Origin of the sequence: Bradyrhizobium australafricanum (assembly GCF_020329495.1) — a bacterium.
In the GTDB taxonomy this organism is placed as follows: Bacteria; Pseudomonadota; Alphaproteobacteria; order Rhizobiales; family Xanthobacteraceae; genus Bradyrhizobium; species Bradyrhizobium australafricanum.
The window spans coordinates 116,760-132,593 of sequence record NZ_JAGKJL010000015.1 but is presented as its reverse complement, the minus strand read 5'-3'; the positions used below and the strand labels follow the sequence as shown (position 1 = coordinate 132,593).

At 65.3% G+C, this 15,834-nt stretch carries 13 protein-coding genes; 3 read left to right on the top strand and 10 right to left on the bottom strand.

The window, feature by feature from the left end:
* Window positions 1–52 precede the first annotated feature (52 nt).
* From J6525_RS15995 to J6525_RS15955, 9 genes are all read right to left on the bottom strand, one after another.
* Window positions 53–337 (bottom strand): cupin domain-containing protein, encoded by a 285-nt coding sequence (locus tag J6525_RS15995; RefSeq protein WP_028340624.1) that lies wholly within the window; start codon window positions 335–337, stop codon window positions 53–55.
* Window positions 338–374: 37 nt separating this feature from the next.
* Window positions 375–1,472 (bottom strand): calcium:cation antiporter, encoded by a 1,098-nt coding sequence (locus J6525_RS15990; protein WP_038387334.1) that lies wholly within the window; start codon window positions 1,470–1,472, stop codon window positions 375–377.
* 53 nt (window positions 1,473–1,525) lie between these two features.
* Window positions 1,526–2,338, bottom strand: coding sequence for an alpha/beta hydrolase (locus J6525_RS15985; protein WP_092080785.1), 813 nt, complete (start codon window positions 2,336–2,338; stop codon window positions 1,526–1,528).
* Between the two features lie 15 nt (window positions 2,339–2,353).
* Window positions 2,354–2,524 carry a hypothetical protein gene (locus tag J6525_RS15980; protein WP_225645380.1) on the bottom strand — a complete coding sequence of 57 codons (171 nt, stop codon included), beginning with the start codon at window positions 2,522–2,524 and terminating at the stop codon, window positions 2,354–2,356.
* A gap of 10 nt (window positions 2,525–2,534) precedes the next feature.
* Window positions 2,535–3,932, bottom strand: coding sequence for an NAD(P)(+) transhydrogenase (Re/Si-specific) subunit beta (locus tag J6525_RS15975; protein WP_028335992.1), 1,398 nt, complete (start codon window positions 3,930–3,932; stop codon window positions 2,535–2,537).
* A 43-nt stretch (window positions 3,933–3,975) separates the two neighbouring features.
* Window positions 3,976–4,293, bottom strand: a complete 318-nt coding sequence (locus J6525_RS15970; RefSeq protein ID WP_016841609.1) for a proton-translocating transhydrogenase family protein — start codon at window positions 4,291–4,293, stop codon at window positions 3,976–3,978.
* Between the two features lie 11 nt (window positions 4,294–4,304).
* A complete protein-coding gene (locus J6525_RS15965; RefSeq protein ID WP_225645379.1) occupies window positions 4,305–5,429 on the bottom strand; it encodes a Re/Si-specific NAD(P)(+) transhydrogenase subunit alpha in 1,125 nt (374 codons plus the stop codon).
* 146 nt (window positions 5,430–5,575) lie between these two features.
* Entirely contained in the window at window positions 5,576–5,728 is a 153-nt protein-coding gene (locus tag J6525_RS15960; RefSeq protein WP_092080774.1) for an aa3-type cytochrome c oxidase subunit IV, read from the bottom strand.
* Window positions 5,729–5,996: 268 nt separating this feature from the next.
* The gene (locus J6525_RS15955; RefSeq protein WP_225645378.1) at window positions 5,997–7,913 is read right to left on the bottom strand and encodes a M3 family oligoendopeptidase; all 1,917 of its coding nucleotides are present in this window, start codon (window positions 7,911–7,913) and stop codon (window positions 5,997–5,999) included.
* A 142-nt stretch (window positions 7,914–8,055) separates the two neighbouring features.
* Between J6525_RS15955 and J6525_RS15950 the strand changes: the two genes are divergently transcribed.
* The 3 genes from J6525_RS15950 to J6525_RS15940 all read left to right on the top strand — a co-directional run bounded on the left by J6525_RS15950 (window position 8,056) and on the right by J6525_RS15940 (window position 14,011).
* Window positions 8,056–9,546: a sigma-54-dependent transcriptional regulator gene (locus J6525_RS15950; RefSeq protein WP_225645377.1), complete on the top strand. Its 1,491-nt coding sequence runs from the start codon at window positions 8,056–8,058 to the stop codon at window positions 9,544–9,546.
* A 306-nt stretch (window positions 9,547–9,852) separates the two neighbouring features.
* On the top strand, window positions 9,853–12,150 hold the full coding sequence (locus tag J6525_RS15945) for a L,D-transpeptidase family protein (protein WP_225645376.1): 2,298 nt from the start codon (window positions 9,853–9,855) through the stop codon (window positions 12,148–12,150).
* Between the two features lie 265 nt (window positions 12,151–12,415).
* Window positions 12,416–14,011, top strand: a complete 1,596-nt coding sequence (locus J6525_RS15940) for a peptidoglycan L,D-endopeptidase MepK (protein ID WP_092080762.1) — start codon at window positions 12,416–12,418, stop codon at window positions 14,009–14,011.
* 36 nt (window positions 14,012–14,047) lie between these two features.
* On the opposite strand, the gene J6525_RS15935 is transcribed toward J6525_RS15940, so the two are convergent.
* On the bottom strand, window positions 14,048–15,811 hold the full coding sequence (locus J6525_RS15935) for an adenylate/guanylate cyclase domain-containing protein (RefSeq protein ID WP_225645375.1): 1,764 nt from the start codon (window positions 15,809–15,811) through the stop codon (window positions 14,048–14,050).
* Window positions 15,812–15,834: the final 23 nt, after the last annotated feature.

Sequence of the window (15,834 nt, the reverse complement as noted above, 5' to 3'; positions counted from 1 at the left end):
CGGACCTGCCATTCGGCGGGTGCAGGGTTCCTTGCTTGGTTCTCGCGCCGCGTCAGGGCTTGAGTTCGACCTCGAGGAACACGATCTCGCTGGCCGTCTCGTTGAGCACGTCGTGCTGGACCCCGGCCTTGCGGAAATAGGATTTGCCGGCTCCGAGCTGCGCCTTCGAGCGCTCGCCGTTCGGCGCCACGATCGTCATTTCGCCCGCCGTGATCGGAACGATGACATAGTCCATCTCATGGGTGTGGTGGCCGGTGGCGCTGCCCGGCGCGAGGCGCCATTCGGTCACCCGGACTTCCGCCGTATCCACCTGCACATCCGATTTGGCACTGAGCATCGTCATTCTCTCCAATTTTTCTTAAAGGGATCATGCTCTACGGCACGAAAACCATGAACACGAACACCGCGAACACCACCATGTGAACGAGCCCGAACAGGATGTTGGTGCGGCCGGTTCCGAAGGTGAGCATGCTGACCATGAAGGTGAGCAGCAGGATCAGCATATGCTGGTTGCTGAGCCCGAGCACCAATTGCTTGTCGAGCGCATAGGCGGCTACGGCCACCGCGGGAACCGTAAGCCCGATGGTGGCGATCGACGAGCCGAGCGCGAGGTTGATGCTCTTCTGCAGGTCGTTCTTGCGCGCTGCCGACACTGCGGCAACGCTCTCCGGCAACAGGATCAGGGCCGCCACCACCAGGCCGGCAAAGGCCGGCGGCGCGCCGATCTTGACAGTGACGACATCGACCACCAGCGAGAATTTCTTCGCCAGCAGCACCACCGCCAGCAGCGAAATCAGCAGCAGCGCAACGCTGATCGCCGTCATGCGGTCCGACATCACCTCGCCATGCGCCGCTGCCTCATTGGCGCCGCTGACGAAATAATCGCGGTGACGGATGGTCTGGGTGTAGAGGAACACCGCATAGAGCAGCACGGTCACGACGCTGACCACGGCGAGCTGGGCCGTGGAAAACACCGGGCCCGGAGAGGTCAGCGTGAAATTGGGCATATCGAGCGTGATGGTCGCGAGCACGAACAGCACGCTGAGGTAAAGGTTCGCCCCGGTGATCTGGAAATCCTGCTCCTTGTAGCGCAGGCCGCCGATGAAGATGCAGAGCCCGACCAGACCGTTGCAGACGATCATCACCACCGCAAACACCGTGTCGCGGGCCAGGGTCGGCGCCGGCGTTTCGCCCAGCATGATGGTCGAGATCAGCGCCACCTCGATGATCGTCACCGCGAGCGTCAGCAGCAATGTGCCGAACGGCTCGCCGATCCGCTCGGCGATCATCTCGGCATGGTGGACCGCCGCGAACACGGTGCCGAACAGAATGACCAGCAGCACCGCCGCAAACACCCAGCCCCCGGCCGATGGCGCGAAGCTGTAACCGGTGGCCGTGACCGCGGCAAACAACAGCACCGCCAAAACGGGATACAGCCAGGCCGACCGCGGCATCGGTCCGTGTGCACTCATCGTGGGGTCCCCTCACTTCGGTGGCGCGATTATGCGACAGACAATCGCCGCCGTCAGCCTCTTGCGGCGCCGATAAACCGCCGCGCCGTCGCCATCGCACCGAAATCGTCGAGATTGTCGTGCCCGCCACCGGGCAGTCGCACGAATTGCTTGGGCTCATGGGCGAGATCGAACAGGCGCTCGCCGAAGCGAATCGGGATCACCGGATCGTCGGTGCCATGCATGATCAGGAGCGGCGCCTTGACCTGCGCGATGAGCCGGTCGGAGTGGAATTGATCGCGCATCAGGAGGCTGACCGGCACATACCAGAAATGCGCGCCGGCGACGTCAGCCGTTGATGTGTAGGGCGCCTCCAGGATCAGCTTGCCGAGGGGATGTTCGGCGGCGAGCGCGACCGCAACGCCGCTGCCGAGCGAGAATCCCCAGGCCACGATCTGCTCGGCGCGGTAGCGCGCGGTGGTGAAGGCGTAGGCCGCCGCGGCGTCCTGCAGCAGTCCTTGCTCGCTCGGAGACCCGCTCGACCCTGCGTAACCCCGAAAGGACAGCGCCACCAGCCCGGTGCCGTCGGCCGTGATGGCCTTGAAGCGCGCCACGCGCCCGGCAAGGAAATCGCCATTGCCATGAAAGAACAGCACGACCGGCCGGCCCGGCTTCGCCGGCACGTGCCAGACGATGACCTTCTCGCCGTCGCCGGTGGCCAGGACATGCTCTTCCGCTTCGGGAAGGCCCGCGGCTGCCGGCGCAGTCCGTCCGACCGGCGGGATCGGAAACAGCAGCTCGCGCTGCTTGACGTAGAGCACCGCGAGCCCGCCGAGATAGACGACGACCGCGGCGATCAGGAACCATTTCAGGATTGCGAGTGCCATCAGCGGTGGCCGCGGCTATGTCTTGCCGCGGTGCTTGCGCAGCTTCTCGACGTCTGCCTTGATGCTGTCGAGGACCGGTCGGCACGCGCACGCCGCCGCATGCGCGACGTGCCACTTGATGCGCTGCTCGCGCGTCGCCCGGGGCGGCATGCGATGCGCTCGATGCCACTCCCGGTTCAACGCCATCGATACCGCCTTACATCGCCTTGACGATGTTCTCGGTGACCTTCTTGGCGTCGCCGAGCAACATCATGGTGTTGTCGCGGTAGAACAGCGGGTTGTCGATGCCGGCATAGCCCGAGGCGAGCGAGCGCTTGATGAACATCACGGTGCCGGCCTTCCAGACCTGCAGCACCGGCATGCCGTAGATCGGCGAGGTCTTATCCTCTTCGGCCGCCGGGTTGGTGACGTCGTTGGCGCCGATCACGAAGGCGATGTCGGCCTGGGCGAACTCCGAGTTGATGTCCTCGAGCTCGAACACCTCGTCATAGGGCACGTTGGCCTCGGCCAGCAGCACGTTCATGTGACCGGGCATGCGGCCCGCGACCGGGTGAATGGCGTATTTCACCTCGACGCCTTCCTTCTTCAGGATGTCGGCCATCTCGCGCAGCGCGTGCTGGGCCTGCGCCACCGCCATGCCGTAGCCGGGCACGATGATGACCTTGGAGGCGTTCTTCATGATGAAGGCGGCATCATCCGCCGAGCCGAGCTTGGCGGGCTTCTGCTCGCCGCTGCCACCGCCGGCCGCCGCGGTCTCGCCGCCGAAGCCGCCGAGGATCACCGAGATGAACGAGCGGTTCATGGCGTGGCACATGATGTAGGACAGGATCGCACCGGAGGAGCCGACCAGCGCACCGGTGATGATCAGCGCCGAATTGCCGAGCGTGAAACCGATGCCGGCCGCGGCCCAGCCGGAGTAGGAGTTCAGCATCGAGATCACGACCGGCATGTCGGCGCCGCCGATCGGGATGATCATCAGCACGCCGAGCGCCAGCGCGATGATGGTGATCAGCCAGAAGTCGAGCGCGCTGCCGCTCATCACGAGGCCGACGATGAAGAACACCAGCGCCAGCGCCAGCACGATGTTGATGACGTGGCGGAACGGCAGGATGATCGGCGCGCCGCTCATCCGTGCCGACAGCTTCAGGAACGCGATCACCGAACCGGTGAAGGTCAGCGCGCCGATCGCGACGCCGAGCGACATCTCGACCAGGCTCTGCGGATGGATGTGGCCGGGCGTGCCGATGTCGAACGCCTCGGGCGCATAGAACGCACCGGCGGCGACCAGCACCGCGGCCATGCCGACCAGCGAGTGGAACGCGGCGACGAGCTCGGGCATCGAGGTCATCGGCACCCGGCGCGCGATCACGGCGCCAATGCCGCCGCCGATCGCGACCGCGAGGATGACCAGCAGCCAGGCCACGCCGTCGGCCGGCGGATGGCTCGCCAGCGTGGTGCCGACGGCGATCGCCATGCCGATCATGCCGAACATGTTGCCCTGGCGCGACGACGCCGGGCTCGACAGGCCGCGCAGCGACAGGATGAACAGCACCCCCGCCACGAGATACAACAGTGCAGAGAGATTGGCGCTCATCTCAGGTCCCCCAAAATCCTCATCACCCCGAGGTGATTGCCGCTCACTTGGCTTTCTTCTTGTACATCGCGAGCATGCGCTGGGTGACCAGGAAGCCGCCAAAGATGTTCACGCAGGCGAAGATCAGCGCGACGAAGCCGAAGCCGCGGGCCCAGCCCGAACCGCTCGAAACCATGCCGACGCCGACCGCGAGCAGCGCGCCGACCACGATCACCGAGGAGATCGCGTTGGTCACGCTCATCAGCGGCGTATGCAGCGCCGGGGTCACCGACCAAACCACGAAATAGCCGACAAACACGGCGAGGACGAAAATCGACAGCCGGAACACGAACGGATCGACGGCCTGCGCGAGATGCTCCATGGCTTCTCTCCTTACTTCGGCTGGAAGTTGGGATGGATGACGGCGCCATCCTTGGTCAGCGCGGTGGCCTTCACCAGCTCGTCGTCCCAATTGACCGCGAGCGCCTTGTTGGCCTTGTCGACCATCGTCTCGATGAACGAGAACAAATTGCGCGCGTAGAGGCTCGAGGCCGACGACGCGACGCGGCCGGCGACGTTGGTGTAGCCGACGATCTTGATGCCATCGGTCTCGACCACTTCGCCGGGCCTCGCGCCCTCGACATTGCCGCCGCGCTCGACCGCGAGATCGACCAGCACCGAACCGGGCTTCATCGACTTCACCATCTCGCCGCTGACGAGCTTCGGTGCCGGACGGCCCGGGATCAGCGCGGTCGTGATCACGATGTCCTGCTTCTTGATGTGCTCGGCGGTCAGCGCGGCCTGCTTGGCCTGGTACTCCTTGGACATTTCCTTGGCGTAACCGCCGGCGGTCTGCGCGTTCTTGAATTCCTCGTCCTCGACGGCGAGGAATTTCGCGCCGAGCGATTCGACCTGTTCCTTGGTGGCCGGGCGCACGTCGGTCGCGGTGACGACGGCGCCGAGCCGCCGCGCGGTCGCGATCGCCTGCAGGCCGGCGACGCCGACGCCCATCACGAACACCTTGGCGGCCGGAACGGTGCCGGCGGCGGTCATCATCATCGGGAAGGCGCGGCCAAACGCCTCGGCGCCCTCGATCACGGCGCGGTAGCCGGCGAGGTTAGCCTGCGAGGACAAGACGTCCATCACCTGCGCGCGGGTGATGCGCGGCATCAATTCCATCGCGAAGGCGGACACGCCGGCATCGGCAATCGCCTTCAGCGCGGCCTCGTTGCCATAGGGATCCATGATCGCGATGACCAGCGCGCCGCGCTTGTATTTGGAGAGTTCGGAGGCTTCCGGCCGCTTCACCTTGATGATGATGTCGGCGTCCTTGAGCGCGTCCGCGCTGACGGTGGCGCCAACTGCGGTGAACTCCGAATCGGGAAGGCCCGACTTGATGCCCGCGCCCGGCTCGACCGCGACCTCTGCGCCGAGTGCCTTGAACTTCTTCACGGTATCGGGCGAGGCCGCAACCCGCGGCTCGGACGGATCAATTTCCTTGGCAACGGCAATCTTCATGGGCCCTCCGGCGGCGCGACCGGCGCACGCGTCTTCAAACTAGCGTTATTTTCGCCAGATTTGGATACCCGGTTTTTACATCCGGGTTTCGACAGGAAATTCCGGCACCGCCGCGGGACGGCGGCGCCGCTAGCCGATCTTAAGGATCAGACCAGGAAATAGGCCATCAAGGCGAGAATGATGGCGACGCTGATGGTGCCCCATTTGACCAGCATGAGAAACCCTTCATAGGTCTGCTCATGCGCCACGTAATCGTTGCCGTCGGCGGTCGTGTAGGCCACTTCGCTATGGTCTGCCATCGCTGTCCCCAGTCAGAAATTCGCGTTCCTCCGCGAGCCATTACCGCAAACGGATAGGCAGGGCAACGGCGCGGTCCCGATCGGGCGATTTGAAGCGCAAATCGTCCCCGATCCACGTTCGAGCGGCGACGCCGCGGCAGCCCCTCGGCAGGATTGCCCTCCCAAACGCAGGCATCATGGAACGATCATGCCGCCAGGCGCAAAAAACGCCGAACGAAACTGGCACGGGACCGGCTGCCGCCCGGCCCGGCCGGAACGCCGATGGGCCTCAGCCCATCGCCTCCAGCTCGTCGATCATGCCGGCGATGACGGACAGGCCGCCGTCCCAGAATTTGGGGTCCTTGGCGTCGAGCCCGAACGGCCGTAGCAGCTCGGAGTAGTGCTTGGTGCCGCCGGCGGCGAGCATGTCGAGATAGCGCTCCGCAAAGCCTTCGGACGCGTGCTCGTAGACCGCATAGAGCGAGTTCACGAGGCAATCGCCGAACGCATAGGCATAGACGTAGAACGGCGAGTGGATGAAGTGCGGAATGTACATCCAGAACGTCTCGTAGCCCGGCTTGATCTCGATCGCCGGCCCCAGGCTCTCGCCCTGCACGCTGAGCCAGATCTGGCCGATCCGCTCGGCGGTGAGTTCGCCGTTCTTGCGCTCGGTATGAACCGCGCGCTCGAATGAATAGAACGCGATCTGCCGCACCACGGTATTGATCATGTCCTCGACCTTGCCCGCGAGCAGCGCCTGACGCTGCTTGGCGTTCCTGGTCTGGGACAATAGCCGCTTGAAGGTCAGCATCTCGCCGAACACGCTTGCGGTTTCCGCCAGCGTCAGCGGCGTCGGCGCCATCAGCGCGCCGTTCTTCGCCGCCAGCACCTGATGGACGCCATGACCGAGCTCATGCGCCAGCGTCATCACGTCGCGCGGTTTGCCCTGATAGTTCATCAGCACATAGGGATGCGCCGACGGCGTGGTCGGATGCGAGAACGCGCCGGGCGCCTTGCCGGGACGGACCGGCGCATCGATCCAGCGATCGTCGAAGAAGCGTTCGGCAATCTCGGCCATCCTGGGCGAGAAGCCGCTATAGGCCGACAGCACCATGTTGCGCGCCTCGGGCCAGGCGATGGTGCCGGTCGCCGCGAACGGCAGCGGGGCGTTGCGGTCCCAGTGCGGCAGCTTCTTCTTTTTGAACCAGCCGGCTTTCAGCGCGTAATAGCGGTGCGACAGCTTCGGATAGGCCGCGCGCACCGAGGCGACCAGCGCATCGACCACCTCGCGCTCGACGCGGTTGTTGAGATGGCGGGAATCCGCGACATCCTGGAAGCCGCGCCAGCGGTCGGAGATTTCCTTGTCCTTGGCGAGCGTGTTGGTGATCAGCGCGAAGCTGCGCTCATTGTCCTTGAAGGTCTTGGCCAGCGCCTGCGCGGCAGCCTTGCGCTTGTCCCCCGCCTTGTCCTGCAGCAGGTTCAGCGTCGGCTCGATCGCGAGCTCCTTGCCGCCGACCTTGAAACGCAGGCTGGAGATGGTCTGGTCGAACAGCCGGTTCCAGGCCGCGTAGCCGCTTTGCGCCTTTTCGTGGAACAGCTGCTCGACGCGATCCTCGAGCTGGTACGGCTTGTCCTTGCGCAGATCCTCGATCCACGGCCGGTAATGGCCGAGCTCGGGTTCGGCCATCGCGCGCTCAATCACATCATCGTCGACGCGATTGAGCTCGAGCGAGAAGAATAACAGATGCACCGACGCGGCGGTCAGCCGCTCGGAGACATCGCCGTAGAATTTCGAGATCGCGGGATCGACGCTGTCGCCGGCATGGACCAGGCCGGCGTAAGAGCCGAGACGGCCAGCCAAATCGTCGATCGCCTCGTAGCGCCTGATCGCCTCGGCCAGCCACTTTCCGCCGCCTTCCTTGGCGGTATTTTCGGCAAGCCTGCCCTTGTAGTCGGTCTCAAACGCGACGCAATCTGCGTCCATTTTCTGCAAGTCGCGTGCGACCTCAGGCGCATCGATACCGGAGTAGAGATCTGCCAGATTCCATTCCGGAAGCTTGCCGGTCTTGCTGGCTGCCTTTTTCGCCGCCGGGCCGCCTGTGGACGATTTGCGTTGCGCGGCCGTCTTGCGCAACGCGGCTTCCTTGCGGAGAGCGGCCTTGCTGAGGGCAGACTTGTTGGATGCAGTTTTGGAGCGCGAGGTCATCTTGTTCGTAACCTTGGTTCAGTCGGAAAGATGTCGGCGGCGGCGGAATGAATGCGGGTTTGCAACATTTAAGAGTGCGTTAATCGGCATCGGCGACATTGCCCCGATTCGAGACAAATAAACGTAGCGTGCGGGGAAAACCATGGCTGCCACCATTTTGATCGCCGATGACGACGCAGTACAGCGCCGTTTGGTTGAAAACATGGTGCAGAAGTGCGGCTATGAGCCCCTCGTCGTGGACAGTGGCGACGCGGCGATCGCGGCCCTGACCGCATCCGAGACGCAGGCGATTGACGCCGTCGTGCTCGACCTCGTGATGCCGGGCCTCGACGGACTTGGAGTCCTCGCAAAAATTCGTGAAGCTGGTTTGACCGTCCCGGTCATCGTGCAGACCGCGCATGGCGGCATCGACAATGTCGTGTCGGCGATGCGCGCCGGTGCCCAGGATTTCGTCGTCAAGCCGGTCGGCTTCGAGCGGCTGCAGGTTTCCTTGCGCAACGCCCTCAACGCCTCGGCGCTGAAGGGCGAATTGCAGCGGATCCGCCACAGCCGCGAGGGCCGGCTGACCTTCTCCGACATCATCACCCGCAGCGAGGCGATGGCCGGGGTGCTGCGCACCGCGCAAAAGGCCGCGTCCTCGACGATCCCGGTGCTGATCGAGGGCGAATCCGGCGTCGGCAAGGAACTGTTCGCGCGCGCCATTCACGGCAGCAGCGAGCGCAAGGCCAGGCCGTTCGTTGCGGTGAATTGCGGCGCGATCCCGGACAATCTCGTCGAATCGATCCTGTTCGGCCACGAGAAGGGCGCCTTCACCGGCGCCACCGAGCGCCATCAGGGCAAGTTCGTCGAAGCCCATGGTGGCACGCTGTTCCTCGACGAGGTTGGTGAGTTGCCGCTGGCCACGCAGGTGAAATTGCTGCGCGCCCTGCAGGAAGGCACCGTCGAGGCGGTCGGCGGCCGCAAGCCGGTCAAGGTCGATGTTCGCATCATCTCGGCGACTAACCGCAAGCTGCTTGATCTCGTGAAAGGCGGCCAGTTCCGCGAGGACCTGTTCTATCGCCTGCACGTGCTGCCGCTGACCATTCCGGCGCTGCGACAGCGACGCGAAGACATCCCGCATCTGCTGCGACATTTCCTGGCGCGGTTCTGCGCCGAGGAGAACCGCAACATCACCGGCATCAGCGGCGAGGCGATGGCCCACCTCTCGCAGCTCGATTGGCCGGGCAACATCCGCCAGCTCGAGAACACGGTGTATCGCGCCGTGGTGATGAGCGATGGCGACCAGCTCGGGCTCGCCGATTTCCCGCAAGGAACGGCGCATCCGGCGCCGGAGGGCAAATCGCTGCAGGGCGAGCCGCTGGTGGTGTCGCCATCCACGGCCCCCGCCATGATCTCCGGTAATGAAATACCGGTTGTCGCCTCCCTGCCCACCGCCGGCGGCCTTTCCATGCTCAATGCGGCGGGCGAGGTGCGCCCGCTGGAAGATCTCGAGAACGAGATCATCCGCTTCGCGATTTCGCATTATCGCGGACAGATGTCGGAGGTCGCGCGCCGCCTCAAGATCGGCCGCTCGACGCTCTACCGCAAGCTCGACGAAGCTGCGGCCGGCGCGCGCGCAAGCGACGCCACCTAGCCCTCGAGGCCGACAGGCCGCACCAGGGAACCTTTTGAACCGTGTCGTGGCGGTGACAGACAAAGGCTGTGCCGCGTGGCAAAAACGCACAGCCCGGAGCGAAATCAGCTGCTTCGAGGTCAGTTTGTCGTGAGTTGCCCCGCATGGCGCTGGCTGCATGAGAGGGGCAAAGGTATCGTCTGCGTTCGTTGTGTGCAGGCGTGCGAGTCGATCGAGAGGCCGGCGCTTCGCGCAAGCTATGAAACCAAATTCTGATTTGAACTGTTCCAGTTTGATGAGGGGCAGTTTCACCCAGGGGGTGTGACGATGCGTGACTGTTCGAACAACCGTCGAGGATTTGACCGCGTATTGATGGCCGTCGCGGCAACCTTCCTCACGGTGTCCGCGACCGCGGCCTTCGCGCAGGACACGCCGCACTCCAGCGCCTCGGAACTCGCGATCGACGCGGCGATCCCGCGCCCCGAACCGGCCAACGTGCCGCCCCCCACCGCAAGCGATTTCAAGGCCGACACCACCGCCGCGCTGCCCGATGCAGCCAAGCCGGCCGACGTGAAGCCAGCGGATGTGCACGCCACCGAGGCCAAACCCGCTGAGACAAAACCGGTCGACGCCAGGCCGGCAGAGCCGAGCGCGACTGCAAAGGCCGTCGAGCCGAAGCCCGCCGATGTCGTAACCGCGCCGGCGACGAAGCCCGCCGATGCACCGAAGACCGATACCGCCGTCGCGCCGGCGGCGGCCACCCCCGCCCCCGCAACGGCCACCGCGCCTGCCACAAGCCCCGCGCCTGCAACGGCGGCGGCGCCGGCCACAGCTCCTGCTCCGGCGACCGCCGCAGCGCCGGCGGGCGAACCGGCGAAGGCGGCAAGCAACGTTGCCGCCGAGGATCAGCCGGTTGCCGACAAGCTGCGCGAACTGCTCGCCAGCAAGTCGCTGCGTAGCTTTGACCGCAAGAACGAGCGCGCAGCGGCCGAGAAGTTCTATTCCGCTCGCGAATACGCGCCGGTCTTCACCAAGGCCGGCAAGCTGACCGACGCCGGCAAGGGCGTCATCGCCCGGCTGAAGGACGCGGCCGCCGACGGCCTCGATGCATCAGACTATCCGGTGCCGGATTTCGCCGCGGCGACCTCGCCGGACGCGCTGGCCGACGCGGAGCTGAAGCTCGCGTCCAGCATGCTGGACTATGCCCGCCAGGCCCAGAGCGGCCGCATGCACTGGTCGCAGGTGTCGGCTGACATTCTCTATCCGGAGCACCCGATCGATCCGGCGGAAGTGTTCGCCAATGTGACCTCCGCGAAAGACGCCTCCGCCGCGCTCGACGGCTACAACCCGCCGCAGAAGCTCTACAAGGAGCTGAAGAAGAAGCTCGCCGAGCTGCGCGGCCAGGGCGACGGCCCGGTCATCACGATCGCCGACGGCCCGGCGCTGAAATATTTGCCGGCGCGCAAGAAGCAGGCTGCGGTCGAGATGGACGATCCGCGCGTGCCCGACCTGCGCAACAAGCTCGGCATCACCGAGGATGCCGACAGCACCAAGTACGACGCGACGGTCGCGCGAGCGGTGGAGAAATTCCAGAGCAGCGTCGACCTCAAGCCGACCGGCGTTCTCGACGAGCGCACGGTCAAGGCGCTGAACAATCCGAAGCGCGACCGGCAGATCGACACCGTGATCGTCAACATGGAGCGCTGGCGCTGGCTGCCGCGCCAGCTCGGCGCCGCCAGTGTCGGCAATGCCTATGTGATCCTCAACATCCCGGACTACACGCTGAAGGTGATGCAGAACGGCGCGCCGGTCTGGACCACCCGCGTCGTCACCGGAAAGCCCGGCCAGCATGCCACGCCGCTTCTGACCGAGACGATGAAGTACATCACGGTCAATCCGACCTGGAACGTGCCGCCGTCGATCATCTACAACGAGTATCTGCCGGCCCTGCAGCAGGATCCGACGGTGCTGCAGCGCATGGGCCTCAGGCTCGAGCGCAACCGCGACGGCTCGATTCACATCTCGCAGCCACCGGGTGAGGCCAACGCGCTCGGCCGCATCCGCTTCAACTTCCCGAACAAGTTCCTTGTCTATCAGCACGACACGCCGGACAAGTACCTGTTCGCGAAGGACGAGCGCGCTTTCAGCCACGGCTGCATGCGCGTGCAGAATCCCGATCAGTACGCCGCCGTCCTGCTCAACATTACCGAGCCGAACCAGCACTACACGCCGGAGCGGATCCGCAGCATGTACGGTTCGAGCGAGGTCGACTTGAAATTCCCGACGCCGATCCCGGTAAACATCACCTACCAGACCGCGTTCGTGGACGATACCGGCAAGCTGCAATTGCGCAGAGACGTTTACGGCCGCGACGCCGCCATGCTGTCGCTGCTCAGGAACGGCCGCGGCAAGGATCTCGAGACGGTGGTGGCGCACGCCCAGCCGAGCTACTCGCGTCCGCCGAGCAGCAGCCTGCCCGCCGGCGTCAATGTCGCCGGCGACAACGGCTTTGGCTCCTCCGGACCAAACTTCTTCGAGCGCCTGTTCGGAGGATTCGGACAGCCGGAGCCGCAGCCGATCCGTCGCGGGCAGGCCCAGCAGCAGCGCCGGGTGATCACCCGCTAATCTGCATTTCCGCCCGATTGGGATAAATTTTGAAGCAAAATCAACGATCTCGCTCAAAAGGCGAGATCGTTTACGTTAACCATTTCGGGTCTCGGCCGGGGAGCAGGGCTATCTTTTGCCACAGTCGCCCAGTTAGTTAAGCCTAACTTGGGGGCGGGTCGGTAAACCTCGGTTAACCCTCCCGCTTTAAGAAAGCGTTCACCGTCTTCCGCAGGGGGTCTGCGAAAGATGCCGACCGAACGCTCGTCGACTGGGTGGGCTCATAGTGCTGGCTGTCTTCGCACGCCGCTGCAATCCGCTGTCGTTGCCTAAGGCCGGATACCAAGTCGGCCTGACTGCGCTATTGCTGTTGGCGGGCGCGGGATCGGTGCACGATGCCACCGCGCTGAACCAGACCCGCACCCTCTCCTTCCACCACACCCATTCCGGCGAAGACCTCACCGTCACCTTCAAGCGCGAGGGCCGCTACGACGAAGGCGCGCTGAAGCAGCTCAACCACTTCCTGCGCGACTGGCGTTCCCAGGATGAAACGGTGATGGACCGTCACCTCTTCGACATCCTGTGGGACGTCTATAACGACGTCGGCGGCAAGCAGCCGATCCAGATCATCTCCGCCTATCGCGCCCCTGCCACCAACGCCATGCTCCGCCGCCGCTCCTCGGGCGTTGCGCGCCACAGCCAGCACATGCTGGGGCATGCGATGGACTTCTTCATCCCGGGCGTGCCGCTGGAGCAGATCCGCTACGCCGGCCTCCGCCTGCAGCGCGGCGGCGTCGGCTTCTATCCGACCTCGGGCTCGCCGTTCGTCCATCTCGACACCGGCAGCATCCGCCACTGGCCGCGCATGACCCGCGATCAGCTGGTCAGGGTGTTCCCCGACGGCCGCACCGTCCATGTCCCGACCGACGGCACGCCGCTCAAGGGCTATGAGCTTGCCAAGGCCGATATCGAGCGCCGCGGCAACGGTGACGATGCCGCGACCATCGGCAAGCCGAGCCTGTTCGCGAAGCTGTTCGGTGGCGGCAAGTCGAGTGACGATGAAGACGAAGGCGCGGCCAGCGTGAACGACAAGCCCGCCGCCAACACCGTGGTGGCCGCCGCCGCGCCCGCCAAAGCCGCCGATCCGGTTCCGCTGCCGCGCGCCAAGCCGCAGTTCGCCGCCGCCATCCAGCTCGCCGCCGCCGACGCCCAACTCGTTCCGATGCCGAAGGCGAAGCCCGCGGTGCAAATGGTGCAGGTGGCCGAGAACACCGCGCCGCAATCGCCTGCCGACATCATCAATGCCCGCGGCTTCTGGGGTGACGAGGGTGAGGCGCCGAAGCAGGCGTCGGCGGCGCAGATAGCCGCGCTGAAGGCCCGTGAGGCGGTCGGCGGTAGCGATCCGCAGACCACAGCCAGCACGACGACCGAAAACTTCAACAAGGCACTGGCCTATGCGCCCGCGGCGTCACCGGTCGATCGCGCCAACATCGTCGCAGCGACCGCGCCGATCCCGCGCAACGTGCGCCCGACGCGCAATGCCGCGGGTCCCAGCACCGAAATCAACACCGTCGTTGCCAAGGGCGCACCGAGCCAGGGCGTGATTACCACCTCCGCGCGGATCTCGGCCGCCAAGGGCAACGATATCTGGATGCGCGTGGTGATGCTGGCGCCGAGCGCCAGCAATGCCATGCTGACCACGGTGCTTGGCGACACCGACATGACCATGATGCGGGCTCATTTCGTGAAGCCGCAGGCCGCCGTCGTCATGACCTTCTCGGAAGATCCGATGATGGGCATGACCTGCGACCGCTTCTCGGGCTCGGCGACCGCCCTCCTGACGACCCAGTCCTTCGTGCTCCGCACCGCCTCGCTGCGCTGAGCCGCGCTTCTGCCGACAAGATAGCTTTCCGCCCCTTCAGGCCGGCAGCCCTGCCTTGAGCAGGCCGGCCTCGTAACGCGACCGATCGGGCTCGCACTTGTAGCGCTGCGTTGTCAGGTGCGTGGCAACCGAGAAGCTCGGCTCGCGCTTCAGCACCTCGGCGGCGTGGGCAGAGGCCGCCACCGTGTTGCCCATCTGCGCGAAGGTCGCCGCGAGGAAGGCATGATGGGTGTGGTCGGGGCGCGTGATGCGCGAGAACGCCTCGACGGCGTCGGCGTATTTCTCGGCGCAATAGCAGGCCCGGCCGAGATGGCTCCAGAAGCGCTCCGGATGGAACGGATTGAGGCGCATCGCCCGCTTGATCCAGTCGATGCCCTCCTCGGGCCGCCCGAGCCAGGTCAGGAGCTCGCCCTGCTGCACGACCACGAGGTCGTAGTTCGGGTTCAGCGCGAGCGCGCGCTCCTGGTGGAAGGCCGCCTTGTCGTGGTCGTCGCGGTTAAGGTTCAGCGCGGCGAGGATCCGGTGCACGTCACTGTCATTGTCGTCGAGCTTGAGCGCGATCTCGAGCTCTGCGGCGACCTGCGCCATGGTCGCGTCGCGGTCGGTGCACCAGTTGTAGACCCAGGTCTGGCCGAGCACGCAGGCCCGCCAGGCGTGGGCATGGGCATAGTTTGGGTCAAGCACGATGGCCCGCTCGAGCAAGCGCTGCGCCTCCGCGTTGTCGTCCCGTGCCGAGCGATGATGCAGCACCTTGGCGGCAAGCACGCATTCATAGGCCGCCATGTTGTCGGTCGGCTTGCGCTTGACGCGGTCATGCGCGGCAGCCTCGACGCGCCCCGGCAAGGTCGCCACGATAGCGCGCGTCATCTCGTCCTGGATCGCGAAGATGTCGGCAAGCTCGCGGTCGTAGCGTTCGGCCCAGACGTGCCGGTCGGCCACGGCGTCGATCAGCTGCACGGTGACGCGGATCCGGCCGCCCGCCTTCCGCACGCTGCCTTCCAGCACATAGTCGACGGCGAATTCCTTCGCGACGTCCTGCACCTTCACGGCCTTGCCCTTGTACACGAAGCTCGAGTTGCGCGAGATCACCAGCAGATCGTGGAAGCGCGACAGCTCGGTGATGATGTCCTCGGTGAGCCCGTCGGCGAAGAATTCCTGCTCGGGATCGCCGCTCATGTTGACGAGCGGCAGCACGGCGATGGAGGGCTTCTTGGCGACGACAGGGCCGGTCACAACACTCGGGTGCTCCGAAACGGGCCTGGCACCGGATTCGAGATGGACGCGGAAAACCCGGATCGGGCGCGCGATGTTCTTGACGGTCTGGTCGCCGAGATCCTCGAAGCTCAGATCTTCCAGGCGATCCCCGACCTGATCGCGGACCGCGCCGGAAATGCAGATGCCGCCGGGCTCGGCCAGCGTCTCCAGGCGGGACGCGACGTTGACGCCGTCGCCGAAGATATCGGCACCGTCAACGATCACGTCGCCAAGATTGATGCCGATGCGAAACTGCATCCACCGCGCCGGTGCGACGTCGGCGTTGCGCTTCGCCATCCGGCTCTGGACCTCGGCCGCGCACAGCACCGCATCGACGACGCTATGAAATTCAACCAGCAGGCCGTCGCCAGTGGTCTTGATGATGCGGCCGCGATTCTTGGCGATGGCCGGATCGATCAGCTCGATGCGATGGGTTTTGAGGCGCGCAAGGGTGCCCGTCTCGTCAGCCTCCATCAGGCGGCTATAGCCGACCATGTCGGCGGCGAGGACCGCAGCGAGCCGGCGCTCTGGTCCTGGCACGTCCATCTGAACGATCTGCCCGGTTGCCT